The 21,060-nt window shown below is 53.2% G+C and carries 17 protein-coding genes; 10 read left to right on the forward strand and 7 right to left on the reverse strand.

All coding sequences use genetic code 11. The annotated features are described in order from the left end of the window. The first annotated feature begins 195 nt into the window (after positions 1 to 195). The gene (locus AC3WJN_RS09500; RefSeq protein ID WP_007786616.1) at positions 196 to 1,233 is read left to right on the forward strand and encodes a tetratricopeptide repeat protein; all 1,038 of its coding nucleotides are present in this window, start codon (positions 196 to 198) and stop codon (positions 1,231 to 1,233) included. Between the two features lie 91 nt (positions 1,234 to 1,324). Here the strand turns inward: AC3WJN_RS09500 and AC3WJN_RS09505 are convergent, their stop codons facing one another. Further along, entirely contained in the window at positions 1,325 to 2,203 is an 879-nt protein-coding gene (locus AC3WJN_RS09505; protein ID WP_007786619.1) for a 5'-3' exonuclease, read from the reverse strand. A gap of 250 nt (positions 2,204 to 2,453) precedes the next feature. Here AC3WJN_RS09505 and AC3WJN_RS09510 point away from each other — a divergent pair, with 250 nt between their 5' ends. From AC3WJN_RS09510 to AC3WJN_RS09550, 9 genes are all read left to right on the forward strand, one after another. After that, on the forward strand, positions 2,454 to 2,654 hold the full coding sequence (locus AC3WJN_RS09510; RefSeq protein WP_005836264.1) for an alpha/beta-type small acid-soluble spore protein: 201 nt from the start codon (positions 2,454 to 2,456) through the stop codon (positions 2,652 to 2,654). Between the two features lie 189 nt (positions 2,655 to 2,843). Continuing rightward, positions 2,844 to 3,101, forward strand: a complete 258-nt coding sequence (locus AC3WJN_RS09515) for a hypothetical protein (RefSeq protein WP_007786621.1) — start codon at positions 2,844 to 2,846, stop codon at positions 3,099 to 3,101. Between the two features lie 103 nt (positions 3,102 to 3,204). After that, a complete protein-coding gene (locus AC3WJN_RS09520; RefSeq protein ID WP_005836267.1) occupies positions 3,205 to 4,080 on the forward strand; it encodes a M23 family metallopeptidase in 876 nt (291 codons plus the stop codon). Between the two features lie 14 nt (positions 4,081 to 4,094). Further along, positions 4,095 to 4,910, forward strand: a complete 816-nt coding sequence (locus AC3WJN_RS09525) for a GTP pyrophosphokinase (RefSeq protein ID WP_005836270.1) — start codon at positions 4,095 to 4,097, stop codon at positions 4,908 to 4,910. A 74-nt stretch (positions 4,911 to 4,984) separates the two neighbouring features. Beyond that, positions 4,985 to 6,220, forward strand: coding sequence for a D-alanyl-D-alanine carboxypeptidase family protein (locus AC3WJN_RS09530; protein ID WP_007786623.1), 1,236 nt, complete (start codon positions 4,985 to 4,987; stop codon positions 6,218 to 6,220). Positions 6,221 to 6,384: 164 nt separating this feature from the next. After that, positions 6,385 to 7,278, forward strand: coding sequence for a hypothetical protein (locus AC3WJN_RS09535; RefSeq protein WP_007786625.1), 894 nt, complete (start codon positions 6,385 to 6,387; stop codon positions 7,276 to 7,278). A 4-nt stretch (positions 7,279 to 7,282) separates the two neighbouring features. Then, complete coding sequence (locus tag AC3WJN_RS09540; RefSeq protein WP_007786627.1) at positions 7,283 to 8,005, forward strand: glycosyltransferase family 2 protein; 723 nt, start codon at positions 7,283 to 7,285, stop codon at positions 8,003 to 8,005. Positions 8,006 to 8,126: 121 nt separating this feature from the next. Then, the gene (deoD, locus tag AC3WJN_RS09545) at positions 8,127 to 8,834 is read left to right on the forward strand and encodes a purine-nucleoside phosphorylase (RefSeq protein WP_005836275.1); all 708 of its coding nucleotides are present in this window, start codon (positions 8,127 to 8,129) and stop codon (positions 8,832 to 8,834) included. A gap of 93 nt (positions 8,835 to 8,927) precedes the next feature. Continuing rightward, complete coding sequence (locus AC3WJN_RS09550; RefSeq protein ID WP_005836277.1) at positions 8,928 to 9,620, forward strand: DUF4241 domain-containing protein; 693 nt, start codon at positions 8,928 to 8,930, stop codon at positions 9,618 to 9,620. 2,125 nt (positions 9,621 to 11,745) lie between these two features. Here AC3WJN_RS09550 and AC3WJN_RS09555 read toward each other — a convergent pair. From AC3WJN_RS09555 to AC3WJN_RS09580, 6 genes are all read right to left on the reverse strand, one after another. Further along, positions 11,746 to 12,603, reverse strand: a complete 858-nt coding sequence (locus tag AC3WJN_RS09555; RefSeq protein ID WP_007786634.1) for a class I SAM-dependent methyltransferase — start codon at positions 12,601 to 12,603, stop codon at positions 11,746 to 11,748. 33 nt (positions 12,604 to 12,636) lie between these two features. Beyond that, on the reverse strand, positions 12,637 to 14,892 hold the full coding sequence (locus tag AC3WJN_RS09560; RefSeq protein ID WP_007786636.1) for an ATP-binding cassette domain-containing protein: 2,256 nt from the start codon (positions 14,890 to 14,892) through the stop codon (positions 12,637 to 12,639). A 163-nt stretch (positions 14,893 to 15,055) separates the two neighbouring features. Continuing rightward, entirely contained in the window at positions 15,056 to 16,648 is a 1,593-nt protein-coding gene (locus AC3WJN_RS09565) for an alpha/beta hydrolase (RefSeq protein ID WP_007786638.1), read from the reverse strand. A gap of 50 nt (positions 16,649 to 16,698) precedes the next feature. Continuing rightward, positions 16,699 to 17,433, reverse strand: coding sequence for a thioesterase II family protein (locus AC3WJN_RS09570; protein WP_007786640.1), 735 nt, complete (start codon positions 17,431 to 17,433; stop codon positions 16,699 to 16,701). A gap of 54 nt (positions 17,434 to 17,487) precedes the next feature. Next, positions 17,488 to 19,275, reverse strand: coding sequence for an ABC transporter ATP-binding protein (locus AC3WJN_RS09575; RefSeq protein ID WP_007786642.1), 1,788 nt, complete (start codon positions 19,273 to 19,275; stop codon positions 17,488 to 17,490). Between the two features lie 2 nt (positions 19,276 to 19,277). Beyond that, a complete protein-coding gene (locus tag AC3WJN_RS09580) occupies positions 19,278 to 21,059 on the reverse strand; it encodes an ABC transporter ATP-binding protein (protein ID WP_007786643.1) in 1,782 nt (593 codons plus the stop codon). Position 21,060 lies beyond the last annotated feature (1 nt).

Raw genomic sequence — 21,060 nt, forward strand, 5'->3', positions numbered from 1 at the left:
TGGAGTGTAAACCAGCCATATAAAAAAGTGAAAAACTACGCTAGAGGAAGATCAAGCACGTTTAATGGTGAAGAGCTCATATTTACTAGATTTGGAAACTATTTCTATTATACCTCCAAAAGAACAACTTGTAAATTATGTAAAAAGTTGGATAGAATATAGGGAGCTAACCTTATATGTCAGGAGGACCTGTTGATGAGAAAGGTAACGGAGAAAGAGACACATCTAATCTTACAGCATATCGTCAACAAAATAGAAGAGAACAAGTGGGAGGAAGCGAAAAAGCCATTTGACAATCTGGATGTAGAACAAGTCGCTGCAGAAGACAGAAGCATATACTGGTGGGCGAATGCTCGCTTTCATCATAGAAGTCAGAATTTTGCGGTTGCGGAAAAACAATATCTGCTCAGCATTGCCCTGGCGAAAAAAACGTACGAAGAAAAAGCAAATCCTACCGACTATGTGAGGGGGTTATCCTCCATCGGGCTGTTTTACTCGCAGGTCGGGGAAGCGCACAAAGCCGTTCCTTACTTGATGACGGCCAACCAACTGATCGACAGGCATGAAATCGGCGGGGTGCAAAAGGTGCTTGCCTACTATTCCAAAGGCGTGATGCACGGCGTCCTCGACGAGCACGTGTCCGCGATTGAATGGCTGAAGCGTGCAGAAGAGTTGAATGTTTCGCAAAGATTGCTCTACAACGGAGCAGACATACATATTGTCATGGGGATTTGTTATCACAAGCTGTCCCATTTCGAGGAAGCGGAGCGCAGCTTTTTGAAGGTGCTGGATATTTTGAAAATCATTCCCGACGAACGGCTGGAAGCCGCTCTCGACCACAATCTGGGGATGCTGTACAGAAGAACAGGCCGCTACGAAGAAGCGATTGAACATTTGCAATCCGCTTACGAGCTGCACCAAGAAGCCGGCCGACACCATTCCACGAACAATACAACGATTGAGCTGGCAAAGGCGTACCGACTCAACGGCCAGTTGGAAGAGTCCAAACGGCTCTGTTACAAGGTGATGAATGATGGCCCGGTGGAGGAGCTGTTGGCGGAAGCGCAATACGCTCTTGCCGAGACGCTGTACGTGGACGGGCAGTATGAGGAAGCGCTGGAAAACGCCAAGCTCGCCCTGGAGTTTTTCAAAAAAGCGCCGAACCGGCTTGAATTTGTAAACAAGACGTATGAACTCATGGTGAACATATACGAGATAAAATGTTCTTCCTGAATAGATCGGGGGGTTCCCGACAAGCACGAAAAAAGCATCCCGTTTCACTTTTGATCGCGAAAAGTGGGACGGGATGCTCGTCTTTGTTTTGCTAGCCAACTCTTGTCGCCAAGCTGCGGCCAAATTCGAGTTCTTCAAACTTGCTGAGCACCATTTCAGAATCGTATTGCCAAGCGGCTTCCTCCATGGAAAACTCGACAGGCACATCGCGAATGATCGTCGCCAGCTTCTGGCTTAAGTACACCTGCTCGCGATGCTCTTCCAGCTTGCTGCGCATTTTCGGCGTGCAGCTCGTCAAGTTGTCGTACAGGTTGTCCAGATTGCCGTGCTCGGTAATCAGCTTGGTCGCCGTCTTTTCCCCGATGCCCGGGCAGCCTGGAATACAGTCTGACGTGTCACCCATGAGCGCTTTGACATCTACGACCTGTTCCGGAGCGATGCCGCGCAGGGCTCGCAGGCTCGCCGGGTCGTAATGTTCGTGCTTGCCGCCGTTTTTCAAGATTTTGACGCTGACGTTTTCATCGACCAACTGCAAGCTGTCGTAGTCGCCCGTCGCGATGACGATCTCATGGCCATCTGCGGCGAGGCGCGTGGACAGCGTCCCCAAAACATCGTCGCCTTCGTAACCCGGACAGCCCAGGTTCGGCACGGAAAAGGCAGCGGTGATTTCCTTGACCAGCTCGAACTGCGGAATCAGCTCGTCCGGCGGCGCCGTGCGATTGGATTTGTAGCCGTCAAACCACTGGCTGCGCACGAGCGACTCGCGCGACGCGACGTCCCAGCCGACCATCAGGTGGGTCGGGCGAACCAGCTCGGCGTAGTCCAGCATCATTTTCGTAAAGCCGTAGACCGCATTGGTGTAGACGCCTGTGGACGTTTGCCGATAAGCGCCGCCCCAGGCAGACCCGTAAAAGGCGCGAAATAAAAAGCTCATGCCATCGATGAGCAGTACTTTCCCTGTTTCATTCACAAATGGTGACTCCTCTCAGCTCCAAACTTTACGCCTCATTATAGCATAAAGCAGGGGGACAGCTTTGACAGATTTTACATTTGCAAAAGGCGTATGGACTTAGGATCTCGTGGGATGATAGTAGCACAAGAGGTTGAACCACCGCCTCTTGGACCTCAAAATCATCTTCCGGTCTCAGTCGGTGGGAGGCGAAGAAGCAGGCGGTTCAAATCCGTCCCGGGAGAAAAAAACGCGTCAGGAGGAATCAATCATGGCTAACAACAACGGAAGCAGCAACAACCTGGTAGTTCCTCAAGCGAACCAAGCTCTGGATCAACTGAAGTATGAGATTGCATCTGAATTTGGTGTAAATCTCGGCCCAGACACTACTTCCCGCCAAAACGGATCTGTTGGTGGCGAAATCACCAAGCGTCTGGTAAGCTTCGCTGAGCAACAAATGGCTGGCCGCTAAGCACAAGCTTTTGACAAGTAAATAGTTGGATGAAGAAAGGTCCCTTGCACGGGGCCTTTCTTGTTTTGGCTTGCAGCCCTTTCTTTTTGACAGGGTGCAAACACACAAGCACATTCGCGGACTAGTCATATGGTGTAACGAACAGCTCTCTATTTTGGTTGTACACGCGAAAGGAGTGACGTTTCGACGATGAAGAAAAAAGAAGTGAAAAAGCTTCTGCGGGAAAATCCTGAATTCGAAGCGTGGGTCGTGGAAGACTCCATGCGCGTCCGGGCCGTCCGCAGCAATCCCGGCATGGCCGAAGAATTGTTCAAGCGTTGGAATGACCGCAAAAGAGGGCGCCTCGATTTTGACAACATCTCGCAAAAAACAAAACGAGCCAGCGAAATGCTGACAGGCGTGCAGTCGATCATGGACATGATGGCTGATTACACGAAAAAACTGTAGGGCGCGCTGCAATGGATTGGAGAAGGCTAGTCGGATAGCCTTCTTTTTCTTTTTCCTTTCAAAGCCTGTTTTGTTATACTAGAAAATGGGAGGGAGCATGCCTATGTTTCAATCGATGGTCAGTTTGATGACGGTCGTTGCCCTGACGCTCACGTCCGGAACGGCCGCTTGCAGCCAAGTACTGGAAGGCGCTTACGCGAGTGTAGAGAAACAGCAACCATCGATTAGCGTGACGCCAGCCAGGACGTATCCCGGTGATGTCATTTTCGTGCGCAGCAAACAGCCTCAAACGGTTACACTCTTCTCGCGATCGTACCGTTTGCAGCCCTCTTCTAACGAGTATGCCCGATTTATCCCGATTCCATTTGACGTGAAGCCGGGAGATTACAACGTGCAATCAGCGGATAAAAAACTCACGGCAACCTTGACGGTTCAGCCGAAGCAATTTGCCGTGGACAAGCTGACCGTCAGCAAGCAAATGAATGCGATGCGGCAGGACACGGCCCGGATCAACGCGGATCAGAAGAAAATCAACGCCGCTCGCGCAAGCTCCCGGGCGACGCCGTACTTTAGCGAACCGTTTACGATGCCGGCAAAAGGGACATTGACGACACCTTTTGGCTATCAGCGCGTCGTAAACGGAGTGCCCGCCAACCGCCACGCAGCGATTGACATTGCGAACAAAACCGGAACGCCGATCTGGGCGAGCAACCACGGCAAGGTCGTTTTGGCCGACTCGCTCTATTTGACCGGAAACACGATCATTATCGACCACGGCATGAACGTCTTTTCGATCTATGCGCATCTGTCCAAGCTTGCGGTTGCGACCGGGCAGGAAGTGAAACAGGGACAGGTGATCGGGCTTATGGGCACCACAGGTTTTTCCACAGGCCCTCACCTTCATTACGGCATGTTGATTGGCAATACGTACGTAAATCCGCAGCCGTTTTTTGATGCATCACCTTTCCTCTGGAAGTAATTGGAGGTGTTTTCATGAGAGTTACCCATGTGCCAAGCAAAGTCTTGAACAATATGGTCCATTTCTTGGCACCGTATGAACAGGCAGTAGAGGAATTGAAGCTCAAACTGAAAGGAATCAAGTACGGCTTTCTGAAAAGCGGCCGCTATTCTCCGATTGAGTTCGTGGTGGGACGGGTCAAAAAAGTGGACAGTCTCATCAAGAAAGCCAATGAGAAAGGAATCGATTTTCAGCAAGCCAACTGGCAGGACGAAGTGGCGAAGGAAGTCCAGGACATCGCTGGCTTGCGCATAGTCTGCCGCTACGTCGATGACGTCCGCGAAGTTCAGCAGTTGCTGCAGGAACGGGAGGATATCGTCATTCATGACATCAAGGACTATATCTCCACGCCAAAAGATTCGGGCTATCGCAGCATCCATATGATCGTTTCCTACACTGTATATCACGGGAGCGAAAAGCGTACCCTTTTTTGTGAAATCCAAATTCGTACACTCGGCATGAACTTCTGGGCGACAAACGAGCACGAGCTGCGCTACAAATACGCCGGAAACATTCCAACCGACGTGATGCAGCAACTGCACGAGGCTTCGGTCATTACTCATCAGCTAGACGTGCTGATGAACAACCTGCGCCATGAAATCCTCACGCCGGCCGAGGTGGATTCGACTTTGGAAGAAAAGCTGGAGGAAATTTTTTCGCTGTACGTGAAACAAGATGTGGAGTCCGCCGCAGCCCTGTACCGCGAGCACGTCAGCGGCTTTGAAGAGGCGTTTGCAGACAATCCCAAGTTTAAAATGATTCACGATTTGCTGGGAAAGCGTTTGAAATAGCAGACTCGCGAAGCTTCCTGAAGCCAAAAGCCATACGTTAACACCCGACAAGCAAGGAAAGGATATAGACTAACATGCGTCTTCTACTAACGTACCTTCTCGTTGTGGTCACGGTTATTTTCAACCTTGACGTGCCTGTGGCTTTTGCCGAGGGATCGTCATCGATTACACCAAATGAGCTGTTTGGCGAATCGGCCATCCTCATTGATGCGACAACGGGACAAGTCCTGTTTGAAAAGAACCCTCATGTGAAGCTGTACCCTGCAAGCATTACGAAAATTGCCACTGGCATTTACGCCATTGAAAAAGGAAATCCGGACGACGTTGTCACGGTTTCCAAAAAAGCCCGATATGAAGAGGGAACCCGGGTTTATTTGGGCGAAGGCGAGCAGGTTTCGCTGCGCAAGCTGGAATACGGCCTGCTCATGCACTCCGGCAACGATGCGGCGACAGCGATTGCGGAGCATATGAGCGGGTCCACCGAGCAGTTCGCCGAGGAATTGAACGCGTTTTTGGTCGAAAAGGTCGGCGTGACCGAAACGCATTTTGCCAATGCGCACGGCCTGCACGACCCGGAGCACTATACGACGGCGGCCGACATGGCGAAAATCGCGCAGTACGCGATGAAAAACCCGATTTTCCGCGAGATCGTCGGAACGAACCGCCTCCCCTGGGACGGAAGAGAGTGGAAGTCGGAGCTTATCAACCACAACAAGCTGTTGCGCGATTACCCCGGCGCGACCGGGATTAAAAACGGCTTTACCGATCAGGCGATGCATACGCTGGTTGGCTCTGCCAAGCGCGGCGATACGGAAATGATCGCGGTCACGATGAAAGCGGCTTCCGGCAATTACGCCTACAAAGACGTGACCAAGCTGCTCGATTTCGGGCTGAACGGATACGAAACGAAACAGATCGCCGCAAAAGGCGAGCGCTATTCCGCCATTGCGGCTCCAGGCGACACAAACCAGGTGAGCTATACGGCCAAGGAAGACTTGTACGCCACGGTTCCGGTCGGGAGCGAGCCGCTCGTGGAGCTGACCGCAGACGGACAGCTTTCGGTGTCCGCCGGAGAACTGGCGATGACGTATCCGCTGGAGCGCCACGAGCCGCCTGCGCAGCGCGTGCAGGCAGCAAGCGCCGCTTTTGGCTTTGGCGCGGCGGACGACGACAGCAGCCATTCCTACGCGCGTTACGGGCTTTTGATCGCCTGGCTGGGAATGAATCTGTTTTTGATCGGCTATACGTTTTCCCGCTCGCGGCGAATGCGCCGAGTCCGGCAGCGCAACCTGGAGCGCCGTGTCAATTGATCGACCCGACAAAATCAAAAACAGGACGGAGAGCAAAGCGCCGTCCTGTTTTTTTGGCATGCGGATTTGTATGAGCGACGCGGGTATAGCAGCCGTGTCCAAACGATCAAGCAGTACGTACACTACCGATATAGCTTTACTTTTCTGGCGAGGGGGAAGGGGAAGTGGACTCTCAAAACTATGCGCAAAGCCTCGTGTCCGTCATTATCCCCACCCATGGCGGAGCCAGGAATGTGGAACGACTGGTTCACATCGCCAAACAGGTGGCTTTGGCTACAGAAGTGATAATCGTCTGCGCAGGCTTGCCCCCGCACGCGGCAGACAGCGAATACGTGTGGGGCGCCAAAGTAGTTCCGGCGAGCGAGCAGGCCACGGCCAGCGAGTGCCGGGCAATCGGGGCGCAGCACGCTCAAGGAAACGTGCTGCTGTTTTTGGAGGAAGGCATCACGCTTCCTCTCGGTTCCTTGAAAAAATACACCGCAGCCTTGCTGAAAGGCTACGACCTCGTTCTCTCCGCAGGGTGCCGCGTGTTGACGACGAAAGGCAAGCTGTCGTCAGAGCGCTGTGCCTATGCGCTATTGAACCATCTGCTCGGGCAAAAGCAGCTCGGGAGCGCTTCCTTGGAAAAAGCTCCGTTTGCCTTGAACCGCAAAGCGCTGGAAGCGATCGGGCAGCACCATTTGCACGTTCCGGCGGCTGCGCTCGTCCGCGCTGTGCAAAAGGCTCTGGCGATTACGCTCGTGACATCTGGCTCGACTGGCCAAGCAGCGCGGAAAAGGTCAGCGGCGAATCAGCCTTTGGCCAAAAAGCAAGCTTTGATATTCCAGGAGCATGGCGAAGCGATTCAACTGCTCCTGCAGGATAAAGACGTGCGTGGCGCCTTGCCTGATGGAGAGCGGCACCGCATCCTGGTGCAAGCGCCTGGACTGCTGCATTTGCGTTCCGTATTCTATCAGGAATCCCGCGAAAAGGAGGGGGATGAATGGGGTGCCAAACGGAAAGAAAGGCCCAAAAGAACCCGCAAAAGGGCGCAAAGTCGCAAAAAACGGTCGCATTAGCGATGTGGACAAATTGGAAAATCAGGACAGACTAAGCATTATCATCGGGGTGGAGCAGGACGAAGACACGATCGTCAAGGTGCTCAAGCAGGCAGAAAAGCTCTGTCCGCTAGAGATTGTCGTCGTCGTGCACGGCAGCCATGATCGGTCACTGGAGCATGTGCTCGCTTACTCGGCGTCGCCCGTCCTCCGCGTTTTTGCCTACCCGTATGCGCTCGGGGAAGACGTCTGGCGGGCGATCGGCGCGCGCGAAGCGGCAGGAGATGTGTGGCTGTTTCTGGGGGCGGAACAGATCGTCGCCGCGCAACAGCTTCAGCTTTTTGTCCGCTCCTGCTATCGCGGTACAGATATCGCGTTGCGGCAAGCGCATGCTTTTCCTGCGAGCGAAAAAATTGGGCAAGATCCAGTAGAGCTGGCGAAGTGTTTTCTGAACAACCTGCTCGAGCGAAGCGAGCTCGGCAGCTCGTCGATGGGCGATCTTCCGTTTGCCATGACCCGGGAGGCCGCGGCGTCGATTGGCGCGCATCATTTGTTCGTTCCGGCTGTCGCCCAGGCGATCGCGCTGCAAAAAGAGCTGCGAGTAACCCCCGTGCGCACCGCGAAGGAGCGCGTCTCTGCCAAAGCGGCAAAAACAGAGCAGGCGAGAGACAGCACAAGCGCCCTGACAGACTTAGGAGATCATCTGGAAGCGCTCTCCCTTTGGCAAGCACAAGCAAAGGACAAGTGAAAAACCTCAAACAAGCGATGCTGCGACAAGTATCGCTCTATATTTTTCATTTTGCAGCGTTCGGTTTTTGTAGTACGATAAGCTGGTAGGAAATTTTTTGAAAGCGAAGGAGCAAGCGATTATGAGCATACATATCGGAGCCAAGCAAGGCCAAATTGCGGACACCATTTTGCTGCCAGGCGATCCGCTGCGGGCCAAATACATTGCCGAGACCTTCCTGGAAGGTGCCGAATGCTACAACGAAGTGCGCGGCATGCTCGGATTTACAGGTACATACAAAGGGAAGCGCGTATCCGTACAAGGGACAGGCATGGGTGTGCCTTCGATTTCGATCTACGTCAACGAGCTGATGGAATCTTACGGCGTGCAAAACCTGATTCGCGTCGGCACGTGCGGAGCGATCCAGGAGGACATCAAGGTGCGCGACGTCATCATTGCGATGAGCGCTTCTTCTGATTCGCAAGTCAATCGCCTGTTGTTTAACCAGATTGACTTTGCCCCGACAGCAAGCTTCGACCTGCTGCACAAAGCTTACCAGGTCGCTTCCGAGCGCAACCTGTCAGTGAAGGTCGGCAATATTTTCACAAGCGACAGCTTCTACCGCGAGAATTTTGACCTGTACAAAAAGCTGGCCGGCTACCAGGTGCTCGCCGTAGAAATGGAGTCTTCCGCGCTCTACACGCTCGCTGCCAAGTACAAGCGCAACGCCTTGTCCATTTTGACAGTAAGCGACCATATCTTGACCGGGGAAGAAACGACGGCCGAGGAGCGTCAAACGACTTTCAACGAAATGATCGAAGTGGCGCTGGACGCAGCCTTAACCAAATAACCATCGCGAAGACTGACAACCCGCTGGCAACACGTGACAGTGGGTTGCTTCATTCTGTCGCTCACTATATCGCTTTGCTAGGAGGAATGAAGCTTGAGACAGCATTACCCGGATTTTTTCGAAACAGCGTTTACAGAAGGCTTCCGCACGGAGCAGCATAACTACGAATACCGCCTGGTGCCCCAGGAGATTGGCCAGTTGCAGGTGCCAACGGGAAAAATCGTCGCTAACGATCCGCTCGTCATGTTTGAAACCGAGCCGTTTACCGAAACATTTCCGACAGGCTCGTTTCCGGTGCAGCTTGCGATCGCCCAGGTAACGCCTTTGGACGCGGCAGGTGCGACACAAGGGGAAATGGAGCCGGATGAGCGCGTCGCGCTGGCCCGGATCGTTTTTGCCGACAGGCCGGTCGCTAGCTGGAAAATGGCTGTCTGGGAAAATTCCGATGTGACGCAGCTCGCCGCCAATGAGTTTTTCGGCTACGGCGTGGACGCCGGAACGGGCGCTTTTATGGACGAAAAGGCGTGCAAGCGCCTGGAGAGCCGTTTGGAGCAGGATGAGGCATTTTCCGAGGCGTTGATGGCGGAAATGGATCAGACGTACAAGCATACGAGAAGCTGGCTCGTCAAAGATATGGGGGATGGGTGCAACATCGCGATGTTTTCCAGCGGCTGGGGTGATGGCAGCTACGCGAGCTATATCGGCTATGACGCAGACGGGCAAATCGTTCGGCTGTTGACGGATTTTTATTTGGTGGATTGGATGGAAGGGCAAGAAGGGGAGTAAGGTGGGAGTCCTCTTGGAGTCTTATCTTTATATCTTCTGATCTGGAGAAGGGAAGCGAAGGATAGGGCGAAGGGGAAGGAATGTTCATAGTTCATATACGTCAAAACAGAGTGCCGCTATTTTTGGGCACTCTTTTATGTTTACTTTTTCTTGGCTTCTTTTTTCAGGTAGTGGGCCAGGTTGTTCAAGGTGTCTTCGTAGGAGCGTTTTTGGGAACGGGTGGCGGTTGCCGTCGAGTTTGTTTTGCTTTTCGTCATGTCGGGACCTCCAGGTGGGTGAATTTGAATTTTTAGGTATAGTGATCTCGATTATACTATATATTAATTTCCAATAAATGTAAATACAATTTTATATAATACTTAAAAAAGTTACTTTATAGTGAATTTTGACTGGAGCTTTTTCGCATCGCATGTGGTCTACTGACCGTTTTCAGGCAGCGAAAATACCGCGCGCCGAATGTGGGACCCGAGTGCGAGTATCTGAAGGGAATGGTCGAGTTTGGTGGAAGGTTGCTGATGTGGCTTATTGTCAGAACATGCTTTTTGTCATTTTTGTCAAATGAAAATTTCGTCTGAGCGTATGTTAACTGATGTATGCAGGTTGCTAACGGATATTGAGGTTTGTTGATTGAAGTTGATGTTGAATTTGCGAAGTTTGCTGTTTGTTGCTGATTTCGTTGCTTAATCCGCAAATGCGCAGTTGGCGATCTACGGCTAGTAGCCAATCCAAGTTGTGTAGCTCTTGTTACTCAAACAGGCAATAGGCGAGCGCATCTCACTGCTGCTTTCTCCATTTTATTTTGAGTCCGATAATATATATTATGTAAACTTATAAAAAGAGCAAGAAATGCATGGGTGTGGTTACGCTGGATGATGTGTGCTGATTATGTACGATTTAAGTGTGTTAAGTATGCAGCAGCAGCTCCAATAACTGCGTATGGCTTAAATTTATGGTTCCGTCCATAGATTTTGCATAGTTTGATGCTATATCCAGATTCGCAATGGGATTGCATGTTAATAGCGTGTTGTAAGTTATGAGAAATTGTCAGTAACGATAAACAGTTGTCAGTAATGCTTTTTGTCGACGTCAGAAGAACCAAGTAGTAGCCCTCCACAGTCAAAGTTTCAAGTTTTCCTTTCAGTTCATGAAATGGCTGTTTTATGAACTGAAAGGAAAACGAAATGAGTTTCGCTCATCATTGAATCAAAATCTAATCATTTTTGTTTGATGTTCGTGTCCCTCACCACGGGTTGGCATTTTGCCCCCAGCTTCAAATAAAATTCGACTTCCCGAATTGCCCCCCTTGCTCTTGGCTGATGGTTAGTAACTCTAATCCTCGCAACGGACTCCTCCACCTGGTTGTTTGATGCTCCTCTCTCCCCTGTTCGGCTCCCTCGGTTTGGCGTCGCTTTTGCCGGATTGCCTTTCCGCTCAGGAGTTTAAGCGGATAGCGCTGAAAATGACGGTTTGATAAACACCCGAAACCTTGGCCCTCGTGATCTCTTGTCTTGCCGCCTCGACAACTGCAAAAACGGAAAAGATCGGCGTAAAAATTTCCCCCAAAAAGCTTGACTGCTCGTGGAAAACGGAATACAACTCTCCTATTTGACAATTATGACAATAGTCAGTAGATTCCGGTATGATGAAACAAAGTAAGGAAGAGGCACACTTTTTTGCGGAATACCAAACTTCTGATTGTAGATATAGAACTAATTACAAATGAAAGGATAATTGGTTGGTTTGAGCAAACATTTGCACATGCGCCCGTTCGCCAATTTGATTACATTGAACGAACTGGTCCATTTGGAGATAGCCCTTGCATGTACGTTGCCAGAAAAAATCGGTGGCCAAGAGTAATTATAACATGACCAGCTCGATGTGCAGTTGTTTCCAGAGGCGGAACAAAACGTCGCCGCGCAACATCTTTAGCCCTTTGTGCGCTCCTGCTATCGCGGGACAAATATCGCATTGCGGCAAGCGCATGCTTTTCCTGCGAGCCAAAAAGGTGAAATCAAAAAGCAAGGCATAGGTATTTATCCTACACCTTGCTTTTGGCAAAGGAAAAAGTGCAGATGTATCTCCCTGCACGGTGCAGCCGACTCGCACATTTTCCCAACAGCCTAACCTAAGTACTCGCTAGAAGAAACTCCTCTCCACTAGGCAACCGCAGCCCATCTGCTCGACCGCTAAAATACCGCTGGTCAAGCTCGCTTGCAGACACGTGCTGAACTTCCCGGAACCCGGCCGCGCGGGCCAAAGCTAGCATTTCCGGCGGCGTGAAAAAGCTGATGAACGGGGTTCCGCTTGCACGCGCGCCCTTTGCGGATGTGGCAAATCCGGAACGGACCTCGGGAGCTGTGGCCTCCATCGGCAAAAGGAACGTCATCGCCAGCGTGGAGCCAGGTTCGAGCGTCGCTACCTGGCGCAAAGTGGCGGCAATGGCGTCTTTTGTGAGGTACTGGGTAACGCCAGTCGAGGCGACCACAGCCGGGCGGCTCGGGTCGAAGCCGGCAGCCTTAAGCTGCTCCAGCCAGGACTGGTCTGCCTCGAAGTCTACCGGGACGAACCGCAGCCATTCCGGGATACCAAAGCCAAGGTCCAGCAGCCGCTGCCGCTTCCATGCCTGTGTCTCGGGCTGGTCAATTTCGAAGACGCGGATGTTCGCGGCGATCTCCGGGCGACGCTGGGCAAAAGTGTCCAGACCTGCACCGAGAATAACGTATTGCGTGACGCCCTGATCGGCTTGTTCGCTGACGAGATCCTCCACGAAGCGGGCACGAGCTACGATAGACGCCCGGAAGCTGCGCGAGAACTGCGGGTCCATATCGGGGCGCTGGCGCCAATCGGCGTCCGGGTTCGCCAGTTGCAGGCCAACTTCGTCTGCAAGCACATGTGGTGCGGAGTCGAGCCGGACGTGCAATGCCCGCCACAATGCGACTCGCACCGCCGTGTTGTCCGGGATTGTCTTTTGCTTGTCTGGCATGATGTGCGCTCTCCTTTCCATGACTGTTTTCTATTACCGCAAATACTTCCCCGTGATCGACTGCTCCGCATGGACGATCTGCGACGGTGTGCCCTCAAACACAACCTGGCCGCCTTTGCTCCCACCGTCCGGCCCCATGTCGATGATCCAGTCCGCCTGGCTGATGACTTCGAGGTTGTGCTCGATGACGATCACGGTATTGCCCGCATCCACGAGGCGGTTCATGATCTCCAAAAGGTGGCCGATATCTGACATGTGCAGTCCTGTCGTCGGCTCGTCCATGACGTAAATGCTGCCCTTTTTATGCAGCTCGCTGGCCAGCTTGATGCGCTGGCATTCCCCGCCCGAGAGCGTGCTGAGCGGCTGGCCGAGCGTAATGTAGTTCAGCCCCACATCGCTTAGCGCCTGCAGCTTGCGGACGACTTCTTTTAGCTCGAAAAAGTCCAACGCCTGCTCCACTGTCATTTCCAGTACATCTGCGATAGACTTGCCGTTCAGCTTGTAGTCGAGCACCTCTTCCTTGAACCGCTTGCCGCCGCATACTTCGCACGGCAGCTTCACGCTCTCAAGGAAGGCCAGGTCTGTGTACACGACCCCGAGCCCCTGGCAGTTCTCGCAAGCGCCTTTGGAGTTGAAGCTGAACAAGCTTTGATTGACCTTGTTCGCGGAAGCAAACGCCTTGCGCACATCGTCCATAATCCCTGTGTAGGTGGCGGGATTCGAGCGCGTCGACACGCCTACTGCCGACTGGTCGATGACGATGGCGTCCGGATGCTGGCGGAGGAATACTTCGTTAATGAGCGTGCTTTTGCCTGAGCCGGCGACACCCGTCACGACTGTCAGCACGCCTGTGGGAATGTCCACACTCACGTTTTGCAAATTGTGCAAAGTAGCTTCTTTAATGGAAAGATTGCCGGACGGCTGCCTGCAATCTTGCTTCAACTGCAGCGGCCGCTTCATGTGCGTGCCTGTCAGGGTGCCTGACTCCAGCAGACCCTGGAAGCTGCCTTCGTACATGATGTTGCCGCCGCGGCTGCCCGCGTGAGGCCCGACGTCGACGATATGGTCGGCTACCTTGATGACATCCGGGTCATGCTCGACGACGATGACGGTATTGCCTTTGTCGCGCAGCTTTTGCAGCAAGCCGTTTAGCCGATGGACATCGCGCGGGTGCAAGCCAACGCTCGGCTCATCGAAAATGTAAGTGACATCCACCAGACTGCCGCTCAAATGCTTGACCATCTTGACGCGCTGCGACTCGCCGCCGGACAGCGTATCGGTCTCCCGGTCCAGCGTCAAGTAGTCCAGCCCGATATCGACCAGATGCTGCAGCCGCTCTGTCAGCGACTTGACGATCGGGGCGGCGGTGGCGTCGTCAATTTCCCGGATGACGCGGATGAGCTGGCCGACCTCCATGGCAGACATGTCCGCGATGTTGCGCCCGTTGATTTTGCAACTGAGCGCGGCCTGGCTGAGCCTTGCGCCGCGGCAACTAGGGCATGGCCCTTCGATAATGTACGGGGCGACCGCTTTTTGGGTGCGTTCGGACTTCGTTTTCACGTCCTGCTTGATGTACTTGTTGGTGAACTTCTCGATGACGCCTTCCACGGTAATGTTCGTCGCCTTTCCGGCGAAGTCCAGCTTCACTTTCCTCGCTTTGCCGTACAGCAGTTGCTCAAGTTCCTCCGCCGAGTAATCGCGCAGCTTTTTGTCCGGGTCAAACGAGCCTGACTGCACGACCAACGTCCAATCCCAGCTATCTACTTTATAGTCCGGCAGCATGATCGCCCCTTCGTTCAGCGACTTGGACATGTCGATCGCCTTGCTCATATCGACGCCCAATTTGCGGCCGATCCCGTTGCACTCCGGGCACATCCCTTGCGGATCGTTAAACGAAAACATGTGCGCTTGTCCGACATACGGCTGCCCCACCCGCGAAAAAAGCAGGCGGAGAATGGGAGAAATATCGGTAATCGTGCCCATCGTGGAATGCGAACCGCCGCCCAGCCGCTTCTGGTCGACGATGACAGCCATACTCAAGTTTTCGATTGCGTCTGCATCCGGCTGCGGATAGCGCGGCAGGAAATTGCGCACGAACATGCTGAAGTTCTCATTCAGCAAGCGCGTCGATTCTGCGGCAATCGTATCGAACACGATGGAAGATTTGCCGGACCCGGATACCCCGGTGAAAATCGTAATCTTCCGTTTGGGAATGCGCAACGATACGTTTTTGAGATTGTTTTCCCGCGCTCCCGAGATGACGATATACTCCTGATTCGGTTCGCTCATGCGTAACACCCTCCCGCTACTGGTAGTTTCTGACTCATCTTCCCATTGTACCATTCCTCGTGCATCCATAGTCGAGCCGGACATGCTTTTTCTCCCCGGGAAGAGAAGGCCGACACAGAAAAAAACGACCCTGTAAAAAGGGTCGTCCATCGTTTGCCGCAGCTTATTTCTCTAACTCACCATCGTCATCGGTTACCGCAAAATTGTAGTTGATCGAACGGGTAAATGGCTCGCCGTCTTCATTGATGCCCGTTACGTCAAAAGACAGATTGTACACGCCCGGCTTGGTTGGGACTGTAAAATTGCCAGTCAGCTCTTCGCCCTTGATGGCAAACTTCACCTGGTCGAGCACACTCGCCTTTTTGCCGTTGAGCGAGCGCGTCACATTTGCTTTTTGCAGCAAGGACGGATCAATTTCGTTGTTGCCCAGCTCGACGGAAATTTTCGCTTTGTCGCCCTGCTGGAATACTTTTTTGCTTGCTTTTACCTTGGCCCGCTCGCCGCCTTCAATCGAAGCGACCATGAAGAACGCATCGTCTTCGCCCTCTACCTCAAGCGTCCATTCCCCCGCTTCAGGCTCGTCGACTTCAATGAAATGATGAACGGCATCGCTGAAAATCGGAGGTTCGTCCTCTGCGTTGCTCTTTTTGCTCAAATCTGCCTCATACTCCTGGCCAGACGGGCTAATCAATGTCACCTTCGTATCTTTCGAGGCAGTCATCGTGTCGAGGTTCAGCTTGTCAATGCCGCTCTCCAGGAAAAACGTTTCAGATACCTTGTCCTCCACTTCGCCGCCGCGCAAAATGAAGGAGCTTTCTTCTGCGGCAGAAGCTTTCGTTTTGGTTTTGCTTACTTTGTTCGGTTGTTCGCGAAGCGCAGCGGATGCTTTTTTCAGTTTCGGCTCGACCAGGTTCCACGTGTGCGAAGCTTTCGCGATTTGCCCGTGGGAAATGTTTTTCGTAAAGCTCTTGATCCCGTAAGGCAAGCCGAGAGCCGAATCTACGGAAACAGCGCCATCGTCTTCGCCGGGAAGAACGGCATGGGCAAACCACGTGGCGCTAAACAAGCCATCGTCGCCTGTTCCGGCAGACATGTAAGTGGTCGTGTAACCGTTTTCGCTACGGTTGTCGGTCTGGGAACGGAAATTCGCCATGTATGACGTTTGCAAGGAGTACACGGCATCGTCTTTTTTGCCGAGAATATCCGCGAGCCACCCTGCCCAGTTGCTGTATGCCAGGTCCGCCAGTTCTGACCCTTTGTTCGGGGTAGACAACTGATGGACCACGTTTACGTACGGATGTGCCCCGTAGTGGACGAGCGCGGTCTGTGTGTCAATGCCGCCTTTGGAATGCGCAATGACATTGATTTTCGAAACGCCGTAATAATTTGCCACTTTTTTGATTACTTCGGCGAGCTTCGCACCGTTTGTCCACATGTTTCCGCCAGTGCCATCTGCGTCCTTCAACTGGACAAAAGCGGTACGATACCCGGCGTTATAGGCCGCATCGTAAAATCCGTCTTCCGTGTACCATGTTTTGTAGGTAGAGTGCAAGCCTTGCACAAAGAGAATCACGGGTTTGTCATTGGAGACGTTGGGAGGAATTGCACCCGTGTACCAGTCCCCAAAATGGCCGTTCGGGTTGTCGTCATGCAGCATCGGAGCAGGAGCCGCTGCGCTTGCGACAGTGGGGCAGACCAGTACCGTCGTTAACGTAGCGGCTGCCAGCATGCGGGACAAAGCTTTTTGCGTTTTCATCGTAACACCAACCTTTTCAGATAGGATTTATATTGTGCCACCCCGCTTTGCTAGAAAGAGGGATGGATTGGCACCATGGTTTCTTCGTTCAGCGCATGTTGAATGATTTCGAGGATCGGGCCGGTTTGCTGGAGCAGGAAGAAATGACCGCCAGACACCGGGTAAAAGCGACATGCCCGCTCGCAGTAGTCGCGCCAGGTCCAAATATCTTCGGGTTCAATCGAATCCTCCGTACCGTACAGCACCGTCATGTTCACAGGCACTTGGCGTGGAAGGGCGGGATTCATTTCATACGTCTGCACCGCTTGAAAATCGGCCCGCAAGATCGGCAAAAACAGCTCCAGCAGCTCCGGATTTTCCAAGACGTCTTCTGGTGTGCCGCCGAGCTTGCGCAACGCTTCGACGAACTCGGCGTGCGGCAGGTTGTACGTCTTTACGAGCTTGTGATACGCATGCGGTACACGCGAGGCGGACAAAAACAAGTGCTCGGGCAACGGCGCTCCCTTTTGCATCAGCTTTCGCGTCAGCTCAAAAGCGACGAGACCGCCCATACTGTGGCCGAAAAAGGCAAACCGTGTCTCGTGAAGCGCGGGCGTGATCCGTTCGCACACGTCCTCCAGCAGCTCGTAAAAGCAGGTTGGCAAGAACGTATCCTGCTTTTGCTGGGGAGGGTGCGGGCGCACCTCAAACGGGTCGATTTCCAAAAACGTGGGCGGAAGTCTCGACTTCCAACTGTAATAGATGCCAGGAAGTCCGCCTGCGTACGGAAAGCAAAACAGCTTCAACTCTTTCCCCCATCTTTCCTGATTCCTAAAAGCGTAGCCCGATGCCAAACACGGCTATGCGAGGCCGGCGCTGCTCTGTGACCATTCGCGCGCAGGTAGGTCTTTTCGCTGCTGGACTTCATACATGCTGGCGTACAAACCGTTTTGAGCGAGCAACTCCGCATGCCGCCCCTGTTCCACGACTTTTCCTTCGTGCAGCACGTAAATGATGTCCGCATGCTCGACGGTCGACAGGCGATGCGCGATGACCAGAACCGTTTTTTCCTGCATGAGAGCCGCCAATGCTTGCTGCACCCAATACTCCGATTCCGCATCCAGCGCAGAGGTTGCTTCATCGAGCAACAAAATCGGCGCATGTTTCAGGATCGCTCTGGCAATCGCGATGCGCTGACGCTGTCCCCCCGACAGCTTCGCGCCCCGCTCGCCCGTTCTCGTCTGATAGCCGTCCGGCAGCTCCAGGATGAAATCGTGAGCGTAGGCCGCTTTGCACGCTCTCACGACATCTTCTTCCGTGGCGTCCTGGCAACCGTAGCGGATGTTTTCTGCAATCGTCCCTTCGAACAAAAAGGCGTCCTGCGGCACGTAGGCAACCAGGCTTCTCAGTTCGGCAATCGAGTATTGTCCGAGCGGTTTTCCCATCAGAAAAAGCGAGCCGGCTGCAGGCGGGTAATAGCCTAGCAAAAGCTTCATGACCGTACTTTTGCCGCCGCCGCTCGTCCCGACGAGCGCAGCCATTTGGCCGCGTCCGATGTGCAGCGATACTCCATCGAGCACTTTTGTGTCGGCGGTGTATCCGAAGACGACCTGCTCCATTTTCAGCATGCTGTCGCTATCATCGGCGTGGGCGAAACGGAGCGGGTACTGGTCCGGTTCGAGCGGCTCCTGGAGAAACCCGACGATCCGCGAAGCGCCCGCGAGCGAGCCTTGCAACGTCGTGATGACCTGACCGAGCTGCAAAAAGGCCAGTGTCACAAGCATTTGCTGCTGAATCATGGCGACCAGTACGCCGAGTCCGATCATTTGTTTGGCGACCAGCATGATGCCAACCACAAGCATTCCGCCGAAGCTGACAAACTGGATGAAAAAGTTGGTCCCTTCCAGCAGCGCGTGCTTATGCCCTTGCTTGATGGCCGACGAAGCCACTTCTTCATTGGCTTTCGTATAGCGGGCAGTCACGACGTTATGTAAATGAAACATTTTGACGACGGGCAAGCCTGCCAAAAAATCGCTCAGCCGTTCGGTTCCGATCCCCAACTGCTGCTGCAACTGGTCGCCGATGCGCCGCACGGACTTGGCAAACTGCGCATTCACGTACAAGGTCAACGTGCTTACGAGCAAAAGCACCGTAGCGATTTTTCCATCCAGGGCAAACATCCCGATGATAGACCCGATCAGTGACAACAAAATGATGCACAGCGTTTTCAATTGCTCTCCGTACGCCCGCTCCATCAGTTGGACATCGTTGCCCAGCCGCGACATCGTATCGCCCGAATGGTGCTGTTCATAATAGGCAAACGGCAATCGGCTCAAACGCTGAAAGACAAGCAGCCGGATGTCGGCAATCAGCTCGCGAACGCAGCGCCGATAGATGTAGCTAAAAAAGGGCGACAGGAGACTGAACAACAAAAACATCGCGGCGATGGTGACAATCGCTCTGGTGAGCAGGGCCGGGTCTTTTGTATGCGCAAAATCGGTCAAGTCCTTAAACACAAATGGCAACGCGACCAAAACCGAGGCTTGCCCGATTCCATCGCCCAAAAGCCCCAAAAAATACGCGCGCTTTTTGGCTTTCATCAACGACAGCAGTTGAAGAAGCTCCTGCCCCAACTTTTGGATGAACATTCCTATATCCCCTCCGCTGCCAGCGCTCGTTGCTCCTCTGTGGCAAACTGTTTTTGATACAAGCGGGTGTACACGCCGCCTTGGGCAAGCAATTCGTAGTGCGTGCCTCTTTCGACGATTCGGCCATGTTCGAGGACGAGCACTTCATCCGCGTCTTTGATCGTGGAGAGGCGATGGGCAATGACCAGCACCGTCCGATCGCGCATCACATTTTCCAGCGCTTCCTGGACGAGCGCCTCCGACTCGGTATCGAGAGCTGACGTCGGCTCATCCAGCAACAAAATTGGCGCATCCTTTAAAATCGCCCGGGCAATAGCGATACGCTGTTTTTGTCCGCCAGACAGGCGAGAGCCGCGTTCCCCCACTTTTGTTTCATAACCGTGGGGAAGCTCCATGATGAAGTCATGCGCATTGGCTGCTTTGGCCGCAGCAATGATCTCGTCTCGCGTCGCATGAATCCGGCCGTACGAGATGTTTTCCGCAATCGACACCGGAAAAAGCGTCGTGTCCTGCGAGACGAGGGACAAATAGCTGCGCATCTGTGCCGTATTCCAGTCGTGCAAGGAATGCCCGAACATTTTCACGCACCCGTTGCCCGCTTCGAGTCGGTAAAACCCGCACAGCAATTTCAGAATGGTGCTCTTTCCGCTGCCGCTGGAGCCGACCAGCGCAACCGTTTTGTTGCGGGGGAGCGCAAAGCTGACGTCCTCCACGATGTTCGTCGTGTCATAGGCAAACGTGACGCTCTCGAACTCGACCGGAACCGCTTGTGGATTGATGCGAATGGCTGGCTGATCGTCTGGCTCCACAGGCTGCAAAAAAATTTCTTGCAGACGCTTGGCTGCTCCGGACGTTTCCTGGACTTGGGCAAACAGCACGGGGGCAAGAGACAGCGGCTCGATAATAAAGTGAAGCAAATAGCTGAAAATGACCAGGCTGCCGAGGCTCAATTCCCCTGTCTGGATCAAGTAACCGCCGTAGGCGACAAAAAACAGGATCGGGGCCGAAAACAGCAAAATGCCGGGTGCGGTCATAAAGGCTCGCTTTTTTTCCGCCTGTATCCCGTTGTGCAGCACTTGTTTCATCCCCGCTGCGTATTTGCAATACATCACGTCTTCCAGTTGAAAAGCTTTCACCATGTGAATCCCGGACAACGTGTCCTGGGCAATGGCGTTGGTTTGCCCCAAATGCTCCTGCATCCGCTCGGCGTACTTTTGCAGTGGTCTGCTCATCCGCCCTGTGACCGCGATTGCAACAGGCAGGATCGCGACGCTGAAAAGAATCAGCTTCCAATGGATCGACAGCAGCAGGGCCAGTGCCCCGGCAAACACGACCGGCAAGTAAAACAGTTGGAAAAAATGTTGCTGCAAAAAACTTTGCAAGAGTTGCGCATCGCTTGTCAGGCGAGAGACGAGATCGCCTGAATGGTATTGATCCATCGTGGACATGGGGACTTTTTCGAGATGAGCAGCGATTTTGTTTTTCAAATCCCGCATGGCTCTTGCGCTGAATCGGGCTGCTGCGTACGTAATGAAATATTTTGCGAGAAAACCGACGATGGTGAGACAAAAAATGATGAGGGCGATGCTGACCAGCTTGTCAAAGTCGTTTGTATGTTCGACCATGCTTTGAATCAGGATGCCCATCCAAATGTCTGCCACCGCCACGAGCACCGAAGCAACGATGCAGATCACAACCCAGATCCGGTAAGGCTTGACAAACGACAATGCCCAGCCAAACGCGGAGGTGCTCCTTGCGTGGGGATCTTGCTTGGGAAAAATCATG

This window comes from Brevibacillus sp. FW306-2-1A-C05A (assembly GCF_058781555.1).

What these genes read in the sequence shown, in the direction of transcription:
- AC3WJN_RS09575 (WP_007786642.1), bottom strand. Translation starts at nt 19,275, where the DNA reads ATGTTCATCCAAAAGTTGGGGCAGGAGCTTCTTCAACTGCTGTCGTTG.
- AC3WJN_RS09515 (WP_007786621.1), top strand. Translation starts at nt 2,844, where the DNA reads ATGAAGAAAAAAGAAGTGAAAAAGCTTCTGCGGGAAAATCCTGAATTC.
- AC3WJN_RS09530 (WP_007786623.1), top strand. Translation starts at nt 4,985, where the DNA reads ATGCGTCTTCTACTAACGTACCTTCTCGTTGTGGTCACGGTTATTTTC.
- AC3WJN_RS09500 (WP_007786616.1), top strand. Translation starts at nt 196, where the DNA reads ATGAGAAAGGTAACGGAGAAAGAGACACATCTAATCTTACAGCATATC.
- AC3WJN_RS09580 (WP_007786643.1), bottom strand. Translation starts at nt 21,059, where the DNA reads ATGATTTTTCCCAAGCAAGATCCCCACGCAAGGAGCACCTCCGCGTTT.
- AC3WJN_RS09555 (WP_007786634.1), bottom strand. Translation starts at nt 12,603, where the DNA reads ATGCCAGACAAGCAAAAGACAATCCCGGACAACACGGCGGTGCGAGTC.
- AC3WJN_RS09565 (WP_007786638.1), bottom strand. Translation starts at nt 16,648, where the DNA reads ATGAAAACGCAAAAAGCTTTGTCCCGCATGCTGGCAGCCGCTACGTTA.
- AC3WJN_RS09520 (WP_005836267.1), top strand. Translation starts at nt 3,205, where the DNA reads ATGTTTCAATCGATGGTCAGTTTGATGACGGTCGTTGCCCTGACGCTC.
- AC3WJN_RS09510 (WP_005836264.1), top strand. Translation starts at nt 2,454, where the DNA reads ATGGCTAACAACAACGGAAGCAGCAACAACCTGGTAGTTCCTCAAGCG.
- AC3WJN_RS09525 (WP_005836270.1), top strand. Translation starts at nt 4,095, where the DNA reads ATGAGAGTTACCCATGTGCCAAGCAAAGTCTTGAACAATATGGTCCAT.
- deoD (WP_005836275.1), top strand. Translation starts at nt 8,127, where the DNA reads ATGAGCATACATATCGGAGCCAAGCAAGGCCAAATTGCGGACACCATT.
- AC3WJN_RS09560 (WP_007786636.1), bottom strand. Translation starts at nt 14,892, where the DNA reads ATGAGCGAACCGAATCAGGAGTATATCGTCATCTCGGGAGCGCGGGAA.